General features: G+C 64.8%; 18 protein-coding genes and 1 pseudogene. 10 read left to right on the top strand and 9 right to left on the bottom strand.

From position 1 onward, the window contains the following. Positions 1-85 precede the first annotated feature (85 nt). Positions 86-2851 (bottom strand): excinuclease ABC subunit UvrA, encoded by a 2766-nt coding sequence (gene uvrA, locus Q368_RS0116125; RefSeq protein WP_029460086.1) that lies wholly within the window; start codon positions 2849-2851, stop codon positions 86-88. Positions 2852-3118: 267 nt separating this feature from the next. Between uvrA and Q368_RS0116120 the strand changes: the two genes are divergently transcribed. Both Q368_RS0116120 and Q368_RS0116115 read left to right on the top strand, forming a co-directional pair. Beyond that, positions 3119-4174 (top strand): hypothetical protein, encoded by a 1056-nt coding sequence (locus tag Q368_RS0116120; protein ID WP_029460085.1) that lies wholly within the window; start codon positions 3119-3121, stop codon positions 4172-4174. A 238-nt stretch (positions 4175-4412) separates the two neighbouring features. Further along, positions 4413-5231 carry a caspase family protein gene (locus tag Q368_RS0116115; protein WP_052360211.1) on the top strand — a complete coding sequence of 273 codons (819 nt, stop codon included), beginning with the start codon at positions 4413-4415 and terminating at the stop codon, positions 5229-5231. Between the two features lie 160 nt (positions 5232-5391). Here the strand turns inward: Q368_RS0116115 and Q368_RS26670 are convergent, their stop codons facing one another. After that, positions 5392-5565: a hypothetical protein gene (locus Q368_RS26670; RefSeq protein WP_169740605.1), complete on the bottom strand. Its 174-nt coding sequence runs from the start codon at positions 5563-5565 to the stop codon at positions 5392-5394. 237 nt (positions 5566-5802) lie between these two features. Between Q368_RS26670 and Q368_RS0116105 the strand changes: the two genes are divergently transcribed. Continuing rightward, a complete protein-coding gene (locus tag Q368_RS0116105) occupies positions 5803-6726 on the top strand; it encodes a YhjD/YihY/BrkB family envelope integrity protein (RefSeq protein WP_052360210.1) in 924 nt (307 codons plus the stop codon). Here Q368_RS0116105 and queF read toward each other — a convergent pair. Continuing rightward, positions 6689-7126, bottom strand: coding sequence for a preQ(1) synthase (gene queF / locus Q368_RS0116100; protein WP_052360209.1), 438 nt, complete (start codon positions 7124-7126; stop codon positions 6689-6691). The genes Q368_RS0116105 and queF overlap by 38 nt on opposite strands. Before the next feature lie 119 nt (positions 7127-7245). Here queF and Q368_RS0116095 point away from each other — a divergent pair, with 119 nt between their 5' ends. Genes Q368_RS0116095 through queC form a run of 3 tightly spaced genes read left to right on the top strand, consistent with a single transcriptional unit; the run spans position 7246 to position 8960 of the window. Further along, positions 7246-7620, top strand: a complete 375-nt coding sequence (locus Q368_RS0116095; protein ID WP_029460081.1) for a 6-pyruvoyl trahydropterin synthase family protein — start codon at positions 7246-7248, stop codon at positions 7618-7620. Further along, positions 7617-8252, top strand: coding sequence for a 7-carboxy-7-deazaguanine synthase QueE (locus Q368_RS0116090; RefSeq protein WP_029460080.1), 636 nt, complete (start codon positions 7617-7619; stop codon positions 8250-8252). Before Q368_RS0116095 ends, Q368_RS0116090 begins: the two co-directional genes overlap by 4 nt. A gap of 9 nt (positions 8253-8261) precedes the next feature. Continuing rightward, positions 8262-8960: a 7-cyano-7-deazaguanine synthase QueC gene (gene queC, locus Q368_RS0116085; protein WP_029460079.1), complete on the top strand. Its 699-nt coding sequence runs from the start codon at positions 8262-8264 to the stop codon at positions 8958-8960. A 115-nt stretch (positions 8961-9075) separates the two neighbouring features. On the opposite strand, the gene Q368_RS23990 is transcribed toward queC, so the two are convergent. From Q368_RS23990 to Q368_RS0116055, 6 genes are all read right to left on the bottom strand, one after another. Further along, positions 9076-10311 (bottom strand): saccharopine dehydrogenase family protein, encoded by a 1236-nt coding sequence (locus tag Q368_RS23990; RefSeq protein ID WP_052360208.1) that lies wholly within the window; start codon positions 10309-10311, stop codon positions 9076-9078. A gap of 318 nt (positions 10312-10629) precedes the next feature. Next, a complete protein-coding gene (locus Q368_RS27445) occupies positions 10630-10932 on the bottom strand; it encodes a Sec-independent protein translocase subunit TatA/TatB (RefSeq protein ID WP_043786208.1) in 303 nt (100 codons plus the stop codon). Positions 10933-11026: 94 nt separating this feature from the next. Then, positions 11027-12259, bottom strand: a complete 1233-nt coding sequence (locus Q368_RS0116070) for a hypothetical protein (RefSeq protein ID WP_029460077.1) — start codon at positions 12257-12259, stop codon at positions 11027-11029. A 118-nt stretch (positions 12260-12377) separates the two neighbouring features. Continuing rightward, positions 12378-12548, bottom strand: coding sequence for a hypothetical protein (locus tag Q368_RS26665; protein ID WP_169740604.1), 171 nt, complete (start codon positions 12546-12548; stop codon positions 12378-12380). A gap of 74 nt (positions 12549-12622) precedes the next feature. Continuing rightward, complete coding sequence (locus Q368_RS0116060; RefSeq protein ID WP_029460076.1) at positions 12623-12865, bottom strand: hypothetical protein; 243 nt, start codon at positions 12863-12865, stop codon at positions 12623-12625. A gap of 280 nt (positions 12866-13145) precedes the next feature. After that, positions 13146-13430: an RNA recognition motif domain-containing protein gene (locus tag Q368_RS0116055; protein WP_029460075.1), complete on the bottom strand. Its 285-nt coding sequence runs from the start codon at positions 13428-13430 to the stop codon at positions 13146-13148. Positions 13431-13949: 519 nt separating this feature from the next. Between Q368_RS0116055 and Q368_RS0116050 the strand changes: the two genes are divergently transcribed. From Q368_RS0116050 to Q368_RS25830, 4 genes and pseudogenes are all read left to right on the top strand, one after another. Next, positions 13950-15110 carry a tyrosine-type recombinase/integrase gene (locus Q368_RS0116050; protein WP_029460074.1) on the top strand — a complete coding sequence of 387 codons (1161 nt, stop codon included), beginning with the start codon at positions 13950-13952 and terminating at the stop codon, positions 15108-15110. A 54-nt stretch (positions 15111-15164) separates the two neighbouring features. Next, the gene (locus tag Q368_RS0116045; RefSeq protein WP_029460073.1) at positions 15165-15530 is read left to right on the top strand and encodes a type II toxin-antitoxin system RelE/ParE family toxin; all 366 of its coding nucleotides are present in this window, start codon (positions 15165-15167) and stop codon (positions 15528-15530) included. Further along, a complete protein-coding gene (locus Q368_RS0116040) occupies positions 15517-15825 on the top strand; it encodes a helix-turn-helix domain-containing protein (protein ID WP_029460072.1) in 309 nt (102 codons plus the stop codon). Before Q368_RS0116045 ends, Q368_RS0116040 begins: the two co-directional genes overlap by 14 nt. Before the next feature lie 331 nt (positions 15826-16156). Continuing rightward, positions 16157-16375: pseudogene (locus Q368_RS25830) on the top strand (IS21 family transposase); the annotation flags it as partial.

Below are 16375 nucleotides of genomic sequence, written 5' to 3'. Positions count from 1 at the left end.
GGCCAGGAGGGGGTGATCCCCCTCCTGGACCTCCTCGATGGGGGAGAAGGACTGCGTCCGGGCGGTGGCGCAGGGGCCGGGGGCGTTATTTGAGCAGGGTGAGGAAGCGGCCGGTCACGGAATCGGGATTGGCCTTGAGCTCCTCGGGCGTGCCCTTGGCGACGATGCGCCCGCCGGCCTCGCCGCCGCCGGGGCCGAGGTCGATCACGTAGTCCGAGGCCGCGACCACGTCGGTGTTGTGCTCGATGACCACCACGCTCGCGCCCTTGTCCACGAGCTTGTGCAGCACGGTGATGAGCTTGCCCACCTCCTGCATGTGCAGCCCCGTGGTCGGCTCGTCCAGGATGTAGAGCGCGCCGGGCAGGCTGCGCTTGCCGAGCTCGCGCGAGATCTTGATGCGCTGGGCCTCGCCGCCGGAAAGGGTCGTCGCCGGCTGGCCCAGGTGCAGGTATTCGAGCCCCACTTCCTCGAGCACCGCGAGCCTGCGGTCGAGCACCGGGTAGTTCTCGAAAAAGCTCCTGGCCTGGCGCACGGTCAGGTCCAGCACCTCGGCGATGGTCAGCCCCTTGTAGCGCACGTCCAGGGTTTCGCGGTTGTAGCGCAATCCGCCGCAGACCTCGCAGGTGACGAAGATGTCCGGCAGGAAGTGCATCTCCACGCGGATCTGCCCGTCGCCGCCGCAGGCCTCGCAGCGCCCGCCCTTGACGTTGAAGCTGAACCGGCCGGGCTTGAAGCCGCGCCGCTTGGCGTCGGGCGTGGTGGCGAAAATCTCGCGGATCTCGTCGAACACCTTGGTGTAGGTGGCCGGGTTGGAGCGCGGCGTGCGCCCGATGGGCGTCTGGTCGATGCTCACGATCTTTTCGACGAGCTCCGCCCCCTCGATGCCCGCGATCATGCCCGGCGCGTCCACCTTGAGGCCCTTGGCCAGGGCGAGGTGCTTGTAGAGCGTGTCCATGACCAGCGAGCTCTTGCCCGAGCCCGAAACGCCCGTGACGCAGACCAGGCAGCCGAGCGGAATTTCCGCGTCGATGTTTTTCAAGTTGTTGGTGGTCACGCCGTGCAGCACCAGGGATTTTTCCGACCGCCGGCGCGTTTCCGGAATGGGCGAGGCGGCGTCGCCGCGCAGGTATTTGCCGGTCAGCGACTTCTCGTCCGCAAGCATGCCGGCCACGTCGCCCTGGTAGACGATCTCGCCGCCGAGCCTCCCCGAACCCGGGCCGAGCTCGACCACGTGGTCCGCGTGCCGGATGGTGGCCTCGTCGTGCTCCACCACGAGCACGGTGTTGCCCCGGCCCTGCAACTGGCGCAGCGTGCCGAGGAGGCGGTCGTTGTCGCGGGGGTGCAGGCCGATGCTCGGTTCGTCGAGGACGTAGGTGACGCCGACGAGCCCCGAGCCGAGCTGGCCGGCGAGGCGGATGCGCTGGGCCTCGCCGCCGGAAAGGGTGGCCATGTTGCGCGAGAGCGACAGGTAGTCGAGGCCGACGCCCGTGAGAAACTTCAAGCGATGCGTGAGTTCCTTGAGCAGCGGCTCGGCAATGAGCGCCTCGGCCCCGGCGAAGGTGAGCGCCGATATCCAGGCCAGGGCCCGGTCGATGGGCATGGAGCAGAATTCGAAGATGTTGGTGTCCGCCACCTTCACGGCCAGCGCCTCGGGCCGCAGCCGCGCGCCCATGCAGACCGGGCAGGGCCGCGACTGACGGTAGCGGGCCAGTTCGTCGCGCCAGACCGAGCCGAAGGACTGGCCGTGCTCGAGCAGTTGCACCACGCCTTCCCAGCCGAAGGGCTTGTCGCCGAAAAAAAGCGCCGCCCAGGCCTCGGGGGAAAAATCGGCCAGGGGCGTTTTCAGGGTGAAGCCGTGGCGTTTGCCCAGGTCCTCCAGGCGGCGGGCGTAGCGCGCCAGCGCCCGTTCGCTTTTCCAGGGCAGGATGCCGCCGCCGGCCAGGGACAGGCCCTTGTTGGGCGCAAGCAGCGCCGGCTCGAAATATTCCACCGCGCCGATGCCCGAGCAGGCCGGGCAGGCCCCCTGGGGGCTGTTGAAGGAGAAAAGCTGCGGCGAGGGCTTGGGCACGCTGATCTTGCAGGTGGGGCAGGAGGAGGCCGTGGAGAAGATGCGGTCGGCCGCCTTGCCTTCGTGGTCGGCGACGATGAGCCGTCCCTCGCCCTGGCCCAGGGCGAGCTCCACCGAATCGGACAGGCGCGAGCGGATGCCGTCCTTGACCACGAGCCGGTCCACCACGAGATCGATGTTGTGGCGCTTGTTCTTTTCCAGCTCCGGCAGGGGCTCCAGGTTGGTGACCGCACCGTTTACGCGCACACGCGCGAACCCCTGGCTCTTGAGTTTCTTGAGCCGGTCGGCATGGGTGCCCTTTTGATGTTCGACCAGCGGCGCGAGCAGCAGGAGTTTCGCGCCCTCGGGAAAGGCCAACACGTCGTGTATGATTTCGTCGGTGGTGCGGGCCGTGATGGGCTGGCCGCACTTGGGGCAGTGGGGCTTGCCCAGGCGGGCGTAGAACACGCGCAGGAAGTCGTAGATTTCCGTCACCGTGCCCACGGTCGAACGCGGGTTGCGCGTGGCGGTCTGCTGTTCCAGCGAAATGGCCGGGGACAGCCCCTCGATCTTGTCCACCTGCGGCTTGTCCATCTGCGGCAGGAACTGCCGGGCGTAGGCGGACAGCGATTCCACGTAGCGCCGCTGGCCTTCGGCGTAGACGATGTCGAAGGCCAGCGTGGACTTGCCCGACCCCGACGGGCCGCACACCACCACGAGCTTGTCGCGGGGGATGTCCAGGGTGAGGTTTTTGAGGTTATGCTGGCGTGCGCCTTCGATGCGGATGCGGGGAGCCTCGGACATGAACGCCTCCAAAAGTCATAGCGGCAAACCCGCAACATAAGCCCGAACGCGCAAAAGGCAAGGGTGCGGGGGCGATGTCGCCGGATCGTCGCCGAAGGCGGCATAAGCTGCGCCCGTTTTGTCCCATTGCCAGCCCGGGGGCGCGACCTGTTTGTGAAGAAAACCACTTTCGTCGGCCAGGGAAGGCTTGCTGTTAACAGCTGTTCACGTTAGTCCGAGAGGGCCGCGCGCCCGGGCGGGGCGGCAGGCGCGGCAAGGAGCGACCCAATGCGTTACGAGGTCCCTTTCGTGCCCGATGCGGCCTATGCCGCGTTTCTCGCCGAAAACGCCCCTGCGCTCGAGGCGGTCTATTTCCGCCTGGGGCCGGATACCCCGGACGCCCGGCTTCCGGACGCCAGCGACGCCTCGCCGGGCGACCTGGCCCTGGGGCTGCGCGCCATGCCCGGCGTGCCGCGCCTGGGGCTTCTCAATGCCGCCTTCCACGCGCCGGAAACCTACCGCGGCGACGCCTTGCGCGACATCGTCATGCTGCTCGAAGGCTATCTCGCGGCCGGGGCCATCACCGGCATCGTCTACGCCGACCATTATTTGCTCACGGCCCTGTCCGACGCCTCGCCGGAGGTGGCCGGCGCGTTGTGCGCCGTGCCGAGCATCAATTTCCGCCTGCACGGCTTCGAACGCTTGGCCGCCGTGCTGGAGGCCGTGGCGGACACGCATTTCAAATTCCCGCAGGCGCTCATCCTCGACCGCGACTGCAACCGCGACACGGCCCGGCTGGCCGCGCTCGCGTCCCGGACGCGGGAGGTGTTTCCCGGCCTGCGCCTGGGGCTCATGGCCAACGAGGGCTGCCTGTACGCCTGTCCGTTCAAGACCGCCCACGACGCCCACATCGCGCTTTCACGACTGGCTTCCTGTCCGCTCGGGCCGGACATGAACCGGGAGCTCGGCTGCCTGCGCTCGTTCTACCACCACCCCGGCCGGATGCTCGCCTCGCCCTTCGTGCGGCCCGAGGACGCGCACCATCTGGAGGGGATTGTCGATTTCCTGAAAATCTGCGGCCGCACACGCCCGGCCGCGGACCTCGCGGCCATCGTGCGCGCGTATTTCGCCGGCGCGTTCCACGGAAACCTGGCCTGGTTGCTCGATAGCCAGGAAATTTTGTCCGGCCGGCTGGAAATCCCGAACGACGCCTTGCCCGGGGACTTTTTCGCGCGCACGGACGGCTGCTGTCGCGACTGCCGGGCCTGCGGCTACTGCGCGGTACTTGCCGGCCGGCTCGTGCGCGAGCGCGAACCGGCGCTGCCGCGCTTCGGGGACGGGTAGCCGCGCGAAAAGGCGCTGAATCCGCGTATTCATGCGGCGAACGGTCCCTTTTTCCAGCATGTTTTTCCTTTGACCACGTGGTGTCGGGGTTGCGTCGCTTTTCGGGGATGCCCCGCTATGAGGTGTTGCGCGTAGCGGGACCGGATGTCCATGTTATCCTCTTGGTGCGCCTAATGAATATTTCTCTTGATAAAATACGCTTTAAATGTATCTTATTTTGTATATAAGGAGGTTCGCTATGGCAAAGAAAGCATTGCTTGTCGGGATCAATGCGTATCCGGATGCGCAGAACAGGCTGCAGGGCTGTGTCAATGACGTGACGAACATCCGAAATATTCTAAAGGACTATTATGGTTTTGAAAACAGCGGCATACACGTGTTGCTTGATGAGCGGGCCACCAAAGCCGCCATGCTGGATCGTTTGCAACTCCTAACGGACAAGGCAGAGTCAGGTGATTTCATTGTGTTTCATTATTCCGGCCACGGTTCGCAGATCCGGGATAGGGACGACGAAAAGATGGGTGATGGCCTGGACGAACTGCTGTGCCCGGTAGATATGGAATGGGATAGGGGAACTTATATACTCGACGACGAGCTCGGGGTGATCATGGAGAAAATGACGGCGACAGGAGCCCGCCTGGAGGTGTTGCTTGACTGCTGCCATTCCTACACCGGGACTAAGGGCGGGTTTGACAGACCGGATACGGTGGCCGACGCCGTGCAGCGTGTGCGCTTCATGCCGCCGCCGCTGGATATCCAATGCCGCGCCGAGGGCGAACTGCTGCCGAAAAGGGAACTGGTGAAATCCGTGCCGGACAAGGAAGTGTGCTGGGCGGCATGCCTGGATTGGCAGACGTCGGCGGATGCCCTGATCAACGACTCTTACAACGGGGCGTTTACCTACAACTTCTGCAAAATCATCCGCGAGGCCAACGGCAAAATCGCGAGGGACGACGTTTTGCAGCGGCTGCGTAATGCCATGACATATAACCGGTACGCCCAGATTCCCCAACTGGAGTGCGCCAAGGAACTGGCAAAGCAGCCTGTCTTCTCCTAAGATAACGGGTACGCGGCGCTGTGCGCCGTGTGGGCATTTCCATGCGCTTCGCCCCCAACGGCCGGGTCTTCCCGGCCGTTGCCGCATTTTCGCTGCGGCAGGGGCGTCCAGTTGCATGAAGCCGGCACAACGCTTGCGGCCGGGCTGCCACAAGGAGCTGCTACAACAGCGAACGACGGCAGAAGGCCTCGAAATCCTCGTCGTCGTCGCCGTGCGCAAGGGCAGGGGCGGCGGCGTCGCTTCCTGCCGGGTCCTTGACGGCCTCCTCGCGCCACACACCGGCGACAGGCTCGAAGAAACTGATGGATTCCAATTGGATGCTCGGTGCGAACATGTGTCTCCTCCCTGTGTTCCCCCGCAATCATGCACATTTCGTTCCACGGCAGGCCTTGCCGGTTTCCCCCGAAGCCGGTAGCGCAAAGGGGCCGACCATGAAAAAATACCTTTCCATGCTTGTGTCGCGTGCAGCGACGTGGCGGTTGCAGAACATCGCGGCCCGGGGCGCGCTTTTCCTCGGGCGCGCAGGGAGTCGTGCGCGCCGTCCGACCCGCCCGGGTGGGGAGGGGCGGCCGTGAAGATCGCGTTCCTGACGCCGGGACCGCGCTTTCGCGCCGTACTCGAAACCGCGGCCAGGGCGACGTCGGGATTTCTGCGCGCAAGCGGCCCGGCGCAAGCCGCCGCGCTGGCGTTTTACGCCCTGCTCTCCTGCATTCCGCTTTTTTTTGTCATGCTCGTGGGCTACGGCCTGATTGCCGGGGAGAACTGGAGCGCGCAGGTGCTGCTGCGGCGGCAGATGGCATCGCTCGCCCCGTTCGTGGACGAGATCCTGGTCGCGCGCGCGCGCAAGCTCCTGTGGGCGTCGCCGGGCCTTAGCTGGACCAGCGTGGCGTTCATTCTCTGGTCGTCGTGGCTTTTCGTGGGGGCGCTCGGCCGGGCCCTGTCCCTGCCCTGGCGCGAGGAGCGGCCGGCGGAGCGGCCGTTGCGGCAACGAATGCTCGCCGTGCTCAAGGGGCCGTTTGTGGGCGCGCTGTTCGTCGCGGCCATGGCGGCCGCGCTCTACTGCGCGCAGCTGCCCCGCCTGGAGCCGGTCGGCAGCCTGGCGCGCCGGCTTTCGCCCGTGTGGGGCGTGGCCTGTCTGACGGGGCTCTTCCTGGTGGTTTATCTGCTCTTTCTGCCCAGGCGGCCGCTCAAGCTTCTGTGTGCGCTTGCGGCCGTGCTCGCCGGGGCGGTCTTTTGCGTCAGCGCCGCCTTCACCACCATGGTCGCCGGCCTGCCGCGCTACCATCTGGTCTATGGGCCCTTGAGCGGCGCGATCCTGTTTCTGCTCTGGCTCGATTACAACGCCTGGGTGCTCTTGTGGGGGGCATGGTTCGTGCGCGACTGGCAAAAGCACCAGCCGCCGCAGGAAAGAGCCCCCTTTGGCGGCCGTATCGTCGTCGGCCCGTGGCTCCCGGGCTTCAGGGCCGCTCGTAGCGCGCCGAAACCGCGATCGTGATGCCGCCGCGCGCCGCGAAATCGCCCGTGACCTCCATCTCCAGGGGCGCGCAGGCGGCCACGAGATCGTCGAGGATGCGGTTGGTGAGCGTTTCCATGAACGTACCCTCGTCGCGATAGCTGAAGAGGTAGAGCTTCAAGGATTTCGACTCGATACAGCGCTCGCCGGGCACGTAGCGGATGGTGATGCTGCCGAAGTCGGGCTGGCCTGTCTTGGGGCAAAGGCTCGTGAATTCGTCGCTTTGAAAGGTCACGGTGTAGTGCCGGCCGGGAAAGGCGTTGGGGAAGGTCTCGAGCAGCCCGGGTGTCACCGTGCGCGGGTAGGCCGTGGCCCCCTGGCCGAGGGTCTTGAGCGCGCTCACGTCGTCTTTCGGCGCGGCCGGGTTCGTTTTTTCGGGCATGGACGTTCTCCTTGACGGCCGCACGAGGCCGTGATTGTCTTTGCGCCCCCGGCGGCGCGCCGGGGAGGGGGCCTTTCCTACGACGACCGCCCCGGATCTGCAACGACGCGGAGGGCCGCATGGCCGCTACCTATACCATAAAAGTCTCCGGCGCATTCAGCGCCGCCCACCGGCTGCCCGGCCATCCCGGGCCGTGCGCGTCCATGCATGGGCACAACTTCGAGGTCACGGCCAAGCTGGCCGCGGAAACCCTGGTCTCCGGCATGGTCGCCGATTTCATGGACGTGCGCGCCGCCCTCGACGCCTGCTTCGTCCGCCTGGACCACGCCTGCCTCAACGACGTGCCGGAGCTTTCCCCCCCCACGGCCGAGGTCATCGCGGCCTGGATCTTCGGCCAGTTGCGCACGCGCCTGGAAGACGGCCGCGTGCGCGTGGTCAAGGTCACCGTGGTCGAGAGCGAGGGCCTGGCCGCGAGCTACGCGGAAAAGCCGTGAGCCTCAAGGTCCATGAGATTTTCGCCAGCATCCAGGGCGAATCGGGCTTCGCCGGCTGGCCCTGCGCCTTTTTGCGCCTGTCCGGCTGCAATTTGTCCTGCCGCTGGTGCGACACGCGCTACGCCTTGGAGTCGTACACGGAAATGTCCGTGGCCGCGGCCACGCAGGCGCTTTGCGCCTTCGGCCTCCCGCTGGTCGAGCTGACGGGCGGCGAGCCGCTCCTGGCTCCGGAGGCGCCGGCCCTGGCCGCGGCCCTCGCCGACGCCGGGCTCACGGTCCTTGTCGAGACCAACGGCAGCCGCGACATCGCCGTGCTCGACCCGCGCGTGGTCGCGATCCTCGACGTCAAATGCCCGGCCAGCGGCATGGAAGCGCAAAACGACTACGCCAACCTGGACAGGCTGCGCCCGCGTGACGAGGTCAAGTTCGTGCTCGCCGGGCGCGAAGACTACCGGTTCGCCGTGGACGTGGCCAAACGCGTATGGGCCACGCGCATGGTTCATTTTTCGCCCGTGGCCGGCGAGCTCGACCCGGCGGCGCTGGCCGCCTGGATGCTGGCGGACAGGGTGCGGGCGCGGCTGGCCCTGCAACAGCACAAGATCATCTGGAGCCCCGACGCCCGGGGCGTGTAAGGAAGGCGTATGTCCACGCAACCCCCAAAGGCGGTGGTGCTTTTTTCCGGCGGCCTCGATTCCACGACCTGTCTGGCCGTGGCGAAAAGCGAAGGGTTCGCGCCCTGCGCCCTGAGCTTCGAATACGGCCAGCGGCACAAGGTGGAGCTTACGGCGGCAAAACGCGTGGCCCGGGCCATGGACGTCGCCGCGCACCTGATCCTGCCCCTGCCGCTCGGGGCCATCGGCGGCTCGGCGCTCACGGCCGACATCGCCGTGCCCAAGGACCGCGACACCGCCGCCATGGAGGCCGACATCCCGGTCACCTACGTGCCGGCGCGCAACACCATCTTCCTGTCCATGGCCCTGGGCTGGGCCGAGGTCCTGGGCGCGCAGGACATCTTCATCGGCGTCAACGCCCTGGATTATTCCGGCTACCCCGACTGCCGGCCGGAGTTCGTGCGCGCCTTCGAGGCCATGGCCAACCTGGCCGTCAAGGAGGCCGTGGAAGGCCGGCTGCGTATCGCCATCCACACGCCGCTGCTGACGCTCACCAAGGCCGAGATCGTGCGCCTGGGCACGCGCCTGGGCGTGGACTACGGCCTGACCCATTCCTGCTACGACCCCTCGCCCGAAGGCCTCGCCTGCGGCCGTTGCGACAGCTGCCTGCTGCGCAGGAAAGGCTTCGAGGAAGCCGGCCTGCCCGACCCGACGCGGTATGTGGGATAGAGGAGAGGGGGAGTAGGGAGAGCAGGGGGAGAGGAGATGAAGATGCCCCCGGCGGCCAGGAGGGGATGATCCCCTCCTGGACCTCCCCGACGGGGCAGGCCGGACGGGCGTTCTGTTATCGGGACGAGGCGGTGAGGGAAAATTTCTTTTGTTCGTCTCGTTGGTTATGCGTCGCTTCTTGCGCCGTTTCGGCCTCGGCCATGGCGATGAGCCGGTTGGCCGGGCAGGGGCCGGGCAACGTGCAGTAAGGCGCGAACAGCCGAAAGAAGGCTTCGGGCTCGAACGCCCGCTCCGGGGCCATGACGCCCGGTCCCGGGGTCTGGCCGCGCAGGTGCAGCAGCGCCCCGAGCGCCAGCGGCACGCCGGCCAGGGACGCCGCATCCGGCGGCGTGGCCGCAAGCGACGCGGCCACGGTGCGCTTTTCGCCGTCCCGTACTCCCTCGCCGAGGACGAAGCATCGCGGCAGCCGGGGGCCGTCCACGAGGTGCGCCAGCGACGCGACCATGTCCTCGATCCAGCCGTCTCCCGTCGCCAACGCGGCGAGCTTTCTCCCCGCCTGCTCCACGGGCATCGCGCCCGCGTCCACCTCCTCGCGCAGCTTGCGCAACGGGCCGATCCAGGCCGCGGGCATGACCAGGCCGCAACGCGCCTCGCGCACCTCGGGCCAGGAATAATGGAAGGTCACGGCCTCGGGATGGCCAACGCTGTAAAGGACGCGCCTGCCCCGGCCGGGGTAGGCGATGGGGAGGTCGGACAGGGGCGCGCCCTCGGCCAGCGCGCCGTCGCGGCATTCCGGGATCGCGCCCGTGCACTGCGTGATCCAATACGCCGCGTCCGCGGCAAAGGGGAGCGGGGCGTTCGCCGCTTCCTCGATGTTCCAGCCGACGACGAGGCGCTCCACCGCGTCCAGGCGCGAGACGACGCAGGCCGCGAGCATGCCGCTGACGCCGGGGCTTGCGCCCATGCCGACCACGGCGGTCACGCCCGCGCGCCTGGCTTCGGCGTCGCAGTCCAGCATGTCGCAGGCGGCGTCCGGGTCGTCGCAGAGGTCGAGGACGTCCGTGCCCGCCTCGATGGCGGCGTGAAGGACCGGCAGGCCGAAGCGCGAGGCGGGGGACAGGCAGTTGAGGACCACGTCGGCCCGGCCCATGAGGCCGACGAGCGCCGCGTGGTCCGTGGCATCCACGACCGTGGCCTCGGCGTCGGCACGACAGGCCAGCGCCGTGCGCGCGGCGGCGTTGCGGTCGGGGTCGGCCACGACCAGTCCGGTGACGGCGTCGAAGTGGGAAAGGGCGCGCGCCGCCATGGCCCCTGTGCCGCCCGCGCCGAGCAGCAGGACGCGTCCGTGCATGCGATGCCTCCTCCCCGCCGGGTCCCGGGGAGCCGTACGGCTCGGCGTTCCCTGGCCGCTGCGGCGGGCCGCCACGGACCGGTCGTTGCGCCCGCGCAGGAAATGTTTTTCTTTTAAGCAGGTTCCCTGGCTAGAGCATAATCGCCGCAAAGGCAATGCGGCCGGGCCGGCCTCGACGGCCTGCGTCCGGGCGGCGGGCGTGAGCGGCACCTGGCGCATGCCCGCAACGGCCGCCGGGAAGGACGCGCCTGTGCCGGCGGCAAGGCGGCGTCCGATCCCTTTTTGCGGCCGGCGGGTGGCGTCAGATTACGGGAAACGTCATGCGGACGCCGGTACGTCGGGAGACTTCGCCGCAGCGCCTGTCGGCGCTGCATGCGGCTGCACAGAGGCCTGGGACTCGGGTGGGACGGCGTTTGCCCCCTCCTGTGCGGCGGGTGCGGCCTGGAGCGTTGCCGTTTGTATGGCGGGGGAGGGAGCGGGCGTCTCCTCGTTCATGGCTCTTTTGAAATCCCGGATCGACCGGCCGAGGGTCGCGCCAAGGTCGCCGATCTTGCCCGGGCCAAAGATGACGAGGGCGATTGCGAGGATGACGACAAAGTGAATCGGCTCGAACAATCCCATAGCATGCCTCCAGTGCTGTCGTCTCGCCCGCCCGTATAATGCGCTGGCAGCGCCTGGACAAGGCATCCTGAACAATCTGCAATCCGCGCCCGGGTCATTTGACCTGGAAGAACTGCTGGCGCGACGCGTCGCGGTCCGGGATCGCCAGCACTCCGGCTTTGCGCATCTCGCGTATGGAGATGATGTTCGGCGCTTCGTCCTCGTCGTCATCCTCCTTGCTTGCTTTTTTCCGCGCCGCGGCCTTGCGTGCCTTTTCGTTGGCCTCGGCGACCTGCTCCTCGCCGGATTCCAGGGCTTCCTCGAAGGTGGAATCGTCGAGCATGGTGGTTTCCAGGTACAATTGCCGCCTGCCGCCGGGATCGAGCGCGACGCCGACGAGCATGTGTTCGGGCAGCGAAACCAGCGCCGTTTCCAGGCCTATCTTGTAGAAGATCGAAGCCAGCAGGCAACTGCCTTCCACGCAATTGGCCTGCCCGCCGGCGAGGGCCTCGCTGATGAAACGTACGTGCTGCACGCCGACATCCTTGGGTTTGACCGAGGGCGTTTTGATGCTCGAATAGCGGATGCCGCGCCGGCGCAACGCCTGCCAGACCGCCTTCACCTGTTTGCGCACCCCCACGGCATCCGTCTGGTAACCCGAAAATGACGCAACCTCTCCCGTAGCCAGGGCCTCCCGCAAAATCTGCTGCACCACCGGATGGTTCTCGTTGACATAGGCGGCGTAGAGCCAATCCGTGTCGTAGTACTCGTCGTCGTCCTCGAAGCTGTGCACGCAGTCGTTGGCCGAGGCGATGGTGACCTGGGCGCTGCGTTCTCCTTGCGGTACGCCGTCCAGCCACAAGGTGGCGGTCATGGTCATCCGCACAGGCTGTTTCACCAGGGTGATCGGATCGGCGAAGGTGAGAAAGGGATAGATGTGATAGGCCTTGCCGCTGCGGGAAAGCGTCGCTTCCGCCCGGCCTGGGTTCACCAGCGGCGAGGAGGCGCGCATCTCCACGACCGCCTTGGCTCCGGCGCGGGGTGCGGTCACTTTGACGCCGAACAGGCCGTTGCGGTCCCCCAATTCGTCGTCGTTGTGCTGCATGTCCAGCTTCATCTTGGCGATGTTCAGCATCAGCGAGGGATAGAGCACGCCCTTGAGCCCGACCTTGTCGAACGACCATGCGGCTGTCCCGGACGGCTTGGCCGCTTCGTTGGCGGGCGGGGCGGCAAGCGTGGGCACGGCCAGCGATGCGGCCAGTACGAGCAAGCCGCACAAGGCGATGGCGTTTGCGGCAAAACGCGTCCAGGGACGAAGCGCTGTCCTTCTGTACGGGCACGGGGGCATGGGGGAACCTCCCTGTATCGCCTGGTTAGGGCACGTTCCGGCCCTGAGGAAACCGGTCAGCCGGGTGGCTGAACGCGCTGATGAGAAACGAAGAGCCGTTTGTCGCTGGCGAGCGGCATCACCACTTCGTCTTGGCGAACAGGCCGCGCTTGGAGATTTCCCGGGATTTGTATTTGTCGAAATCGAAATGGCCGGGGACGGTCGCGCCGTCATTGTTATTGGCCGCTGTCGCGAAGATGGCCAGTACGGCAATGAGCCCCACGGCAAAGCTGATGAAGATCCATTCCATGATCCCAAATACCAGGGACAGGGGCACATGTCATCCCGGGAGGGGAAGCGACAGCGCGGCTGCAACCCGTGGGGCTACTTGGAGGCGTCTTGAATGATTCGTATTGTTTCCGCCTTGCGCGACTCAAGGATGAGCAGAAAAACATCCGAACCTTTTTGTCTTCGGTCCCACCACTCCGGCTCGGCCAGGGCGAGGATCGCGTCGGCGACGGCGTCCCGTTTTTCCCGGGGCACGGCTCGGAGGCGGGTCAGGCACAATTCTTTCGCCTCGGCCATTTTGTCCGCGACGCACGGCTGTTTCGTGGCCCCGATTTTCATGATGCTCCTTTGAACCCGGTCCGTTACGGTCCGTTGCGGATATGCTCGGCCTGGGTCTGGCGCGTCCCGCGTCGCCACCGCGCAAGGGCGATGGGAAAGCCGGCGGGACGGACCGGATGCGGCATCCCCGGTCCCTGGGAAAACGGGCTGCCGCAAGCGGGGGCCGCCGGGACTCCGGCCGGCCAAGGTCTCCCCTTTTTCGACGAGCCGTTCTCAAAAAGAAAGGGCCAGGAACCAGTCCTGACCCTTTCTTTTCGGGATATGCGCTGGGGCTTTCGGCCTACCAGCGGCGATCTCCGCGGCCACCGCCGCCGGAACGGGGTTTGTCTTCGGCCTCGTTGACTTTCAGATTCCGCCCACCAAAATCCTTGCCATCCATACCCTGAATGGCGGCCCGAGCGCCTTCCTCGTCCATCTCGACGAAGCCGAAGCCACGAAGGCGTCCGGTTTCCCTGTCGGTGATGAGGTTTACACTGATGACTTCCCCGAAAGTGGAGAACTGGGTACGGATGTCTTCTTCGGTGGAATTAAAGGACAGGTTTCCGACATAAAGTTTCTTGGACAAGGTTTCTCGCTCCCGTTTTGGGCATGTTTTTTCGCATTGCTTGGAGCTGTGCACCGGGAGACGTCCAAGATCCAAAAAAGTATGCTCGTTTAAAGACAGAATTACAATATACGCACAGCCCTGAAAATGTAAAGGCGAACAGGTAAAAATAAAAAAAATGAACGCGGTGTGTTTTGTCCGGTTCTCCTGGGCCTTTCGCGATTTTGTGTGCCGGGGATGGCGCTGGGAATACCCTGCGCCAAAAGAAAAAAGGGAATCAGATTTGCATCTGACTCCCTGGATTTCCTGGCGGGGCCGACGAGACTTGAACTCGCGCCCTCCGACGTGACAGGCCGGCGGGCTCGGTTGTTACTGGTTCGTACAAAGTTTTATATCCTGCTATTTTAATGGCTTTTTCAAGATGTCTTTTCGTATCGACTTCTACCGAAAGCCATCTATTTTGACTTCAGGTGTGGGGGATAGTGTGGGGGACGCATCCCTCCGACCTTCCGCCAAAGCCCTCCGACCATGGAGCTCACCATGCCGAAGCAGGAACGCTTCAAGACCGATTACCCGGGTGTCACATTCATCATGGGTACGGCCGTGGCCTCGGGCAAGCCCGAACGCATCTATTTTATCCGCTACCGCCGCGATGGAAAGCTCGTCGAGGAAAAGGCCGGCAGGGCGGTTCAGGACAACATGACCCCGGCCAAAGCGGCGCGGATCAGGGCGGAGCGCATCGAAGGCAAGGCGCTCTCGAATCAGGGCCGTCGGGATGCCATCCAGGCCGCCAAGGATGCTGAGGCCAACCGCTGGACCCTCACCCGTATCTGGGACGAGTACAAAAGCCATCGCCAGGAAGGGAAGGGCCTTCGTACCGACGACGGTCGCTTTCATCTGCACCTTGCTCCCGCTTTTGGTGACAAGACCCCGGATGATATCATTACCCTGGACGTTACCCGGTTGCGTTCCAAGCTCGCCAAGACCAAGGCTCCGCAGACGGTGAAATCTGTCCTTGCCCTGCTCAAGCGAATCATCGCCTACGGCGTCAAGCAGGGCCTTTGCTCGAACCCCGACCCCGGACGGCTCTCCATCGATCTGCCCAAAGTGGACAATGAGAAGATGGAAAGCCTGACCCCGGACGAGCTCTCCCGTCTGTTGGCCGCCCTGGACGAAGAAACCAATATCGACGTGGCCGATATGATGCGATTGGCGCTTTTCACGGGGATGCGCCGGGGCGAACTTTTCAAGCTCCAATGGGAGGACGTGGATTTCCTGCAAGGCTTCATCACCCTGCGCGACCCGAAAGGCGGTCGGGACCAGAAAATCCCCATGAGCGACCCGGCCCGGCAGGTGCTGGAAAATCATCCGCGCACAGAGAGCCCATATGTCTTCCCCGGGCGCGGGGGCGGGCAACGGACTGACGTACGCCGCATGGTGGATCGGGTGAAGCAGCGGGCGGGCTTGCCCGAGGATTTCCGCCCGCTGCATGGCCTGCGGCACACCTACGCGTCCCTTCTGGCCTCATCGGGGAAGGTCGATCTTTATACCCTGCAAAAGCTCATGACTCACAAAAGCCCTAAAATGACACAACGATATGCGCATTTGGCCGACGAAGCGCTCAAGCGGGCGGCGGATGTCGCCGGGGATATCATGAATGGAATCCAATCGGAGCCCCAAAAGCTGCGTGGCGTGAAATAGCCCCGCCTCGCCAGCGCCCACATTGACTTTGTACGCCATTGGATTACTTCTGTTATGACGAAGCTGCTCACAGTGATCGAGACGCCCACGTTTTTGAGGGACGTCAAACGGGTCGGGCTGTCTGAGGAAGAGCACCGGAGCCTCGTCAATTTTCTGGCCGCGAATCCTTCGGCCGGCGTGCTCATGGAAGGCACGGGCGGGGTGCGCAAGGTCCGCTTTGCCGGGGAAGGGAAGGGTAAGAGCGGGGCTTATCGTGTCGTGTACTATTTTCACGATCTCAGCATCCCGCTTTTCGCCTTGGCCCTGTTCGCCAAAAACGAGAAGGCGAACCTGAGCATGGCTGAACGCAACGAACTTCGGGCGATCCTTCCCCGGATCGTCCAGGAATATCGAGAAGGAACCAAGCATGGGAGAGGGTAGCCGTATTCTTCAGGGCGCACGGGAGGCCCTGGCCATTGCCCGAGGTGAGATACCCGAAGAGGACTTCGCCGTTCATATCCCCGAAACGGTGGACGTGCGACGCATCCGGGAAAAGCTCCAGATGACCCAGGCGGAGTTTGCCCGTGTCTTCGGCTTCAAGCTCGCCACGCTTCGGCACTGGGAGCAGAAATCCCGCAACCCGGAAGGCCCGGCAAGGGCGTACCTGCTCGTCATTGACCGCGAACCGGATGTGGTGCGCCGCGTCCTGCGGGAACCCGGCCGGGATTGCCGGTAGTCGATTCTTCCAGGGTCTAGCCGGCGACTGATCATCACCGGCGAAAAGCCGCTTCCCTTGGCGGCTGGCCCTGGATTCTTCAAGGGATAAGCTGAAGGGGGCTTGTTGTGCCTGACCTAGACATACAAGACAAAAGTCAAGATGATGCTTGGGCAGAAGTCATGGAAAAGATAATGTTTCCTGATGATGAATATCTAGCTGAATGCTATCGCTGTTGATCAGCATGGAATATTGACCCCTCTTTGGATGAAATCAGCGTCCAAAATTGACCCCCTCGGCAGCCCCCTTAGATGTCTTCGATCATCGGAGACGGGAGGGGCAGCGAGAGGAGATGCTGATAGTGGAAACGATCAGGAAGGTCCGGCTGGCCGCGATGCGGCAAGAAAAGCCGATCAAGCAGATTGCCAGAGAACTGCGCCTTTCCAAAAACACGGTACGGAAAATCCTGCGGGGCGACCTGACAGAACTGCATTACGAACGTCGTGTGCAGCCACGCCCTATGCTTGGAGCATTTATTGCGTCCCTGGAACGTCGGCTGGAGGAAGATAAA

Source organism: Solidesulfovibrio alcoholivorans DSM 5433, assembly GCF_000702665.1.
GTDB classification, from domain to species: domain Bacteria; phylum Desulfobacterota; class Desulfovibrionia; order Desulfovibrionales; family Desulfovibrionaceae; genus Solidesulfovibrio; species Solidesulfovibrio alcoholivorans.
Note: the sequence above shows the minus strand (reverse complement) of the source record. Positions and strands in the feature narration are given on the sequence as shown.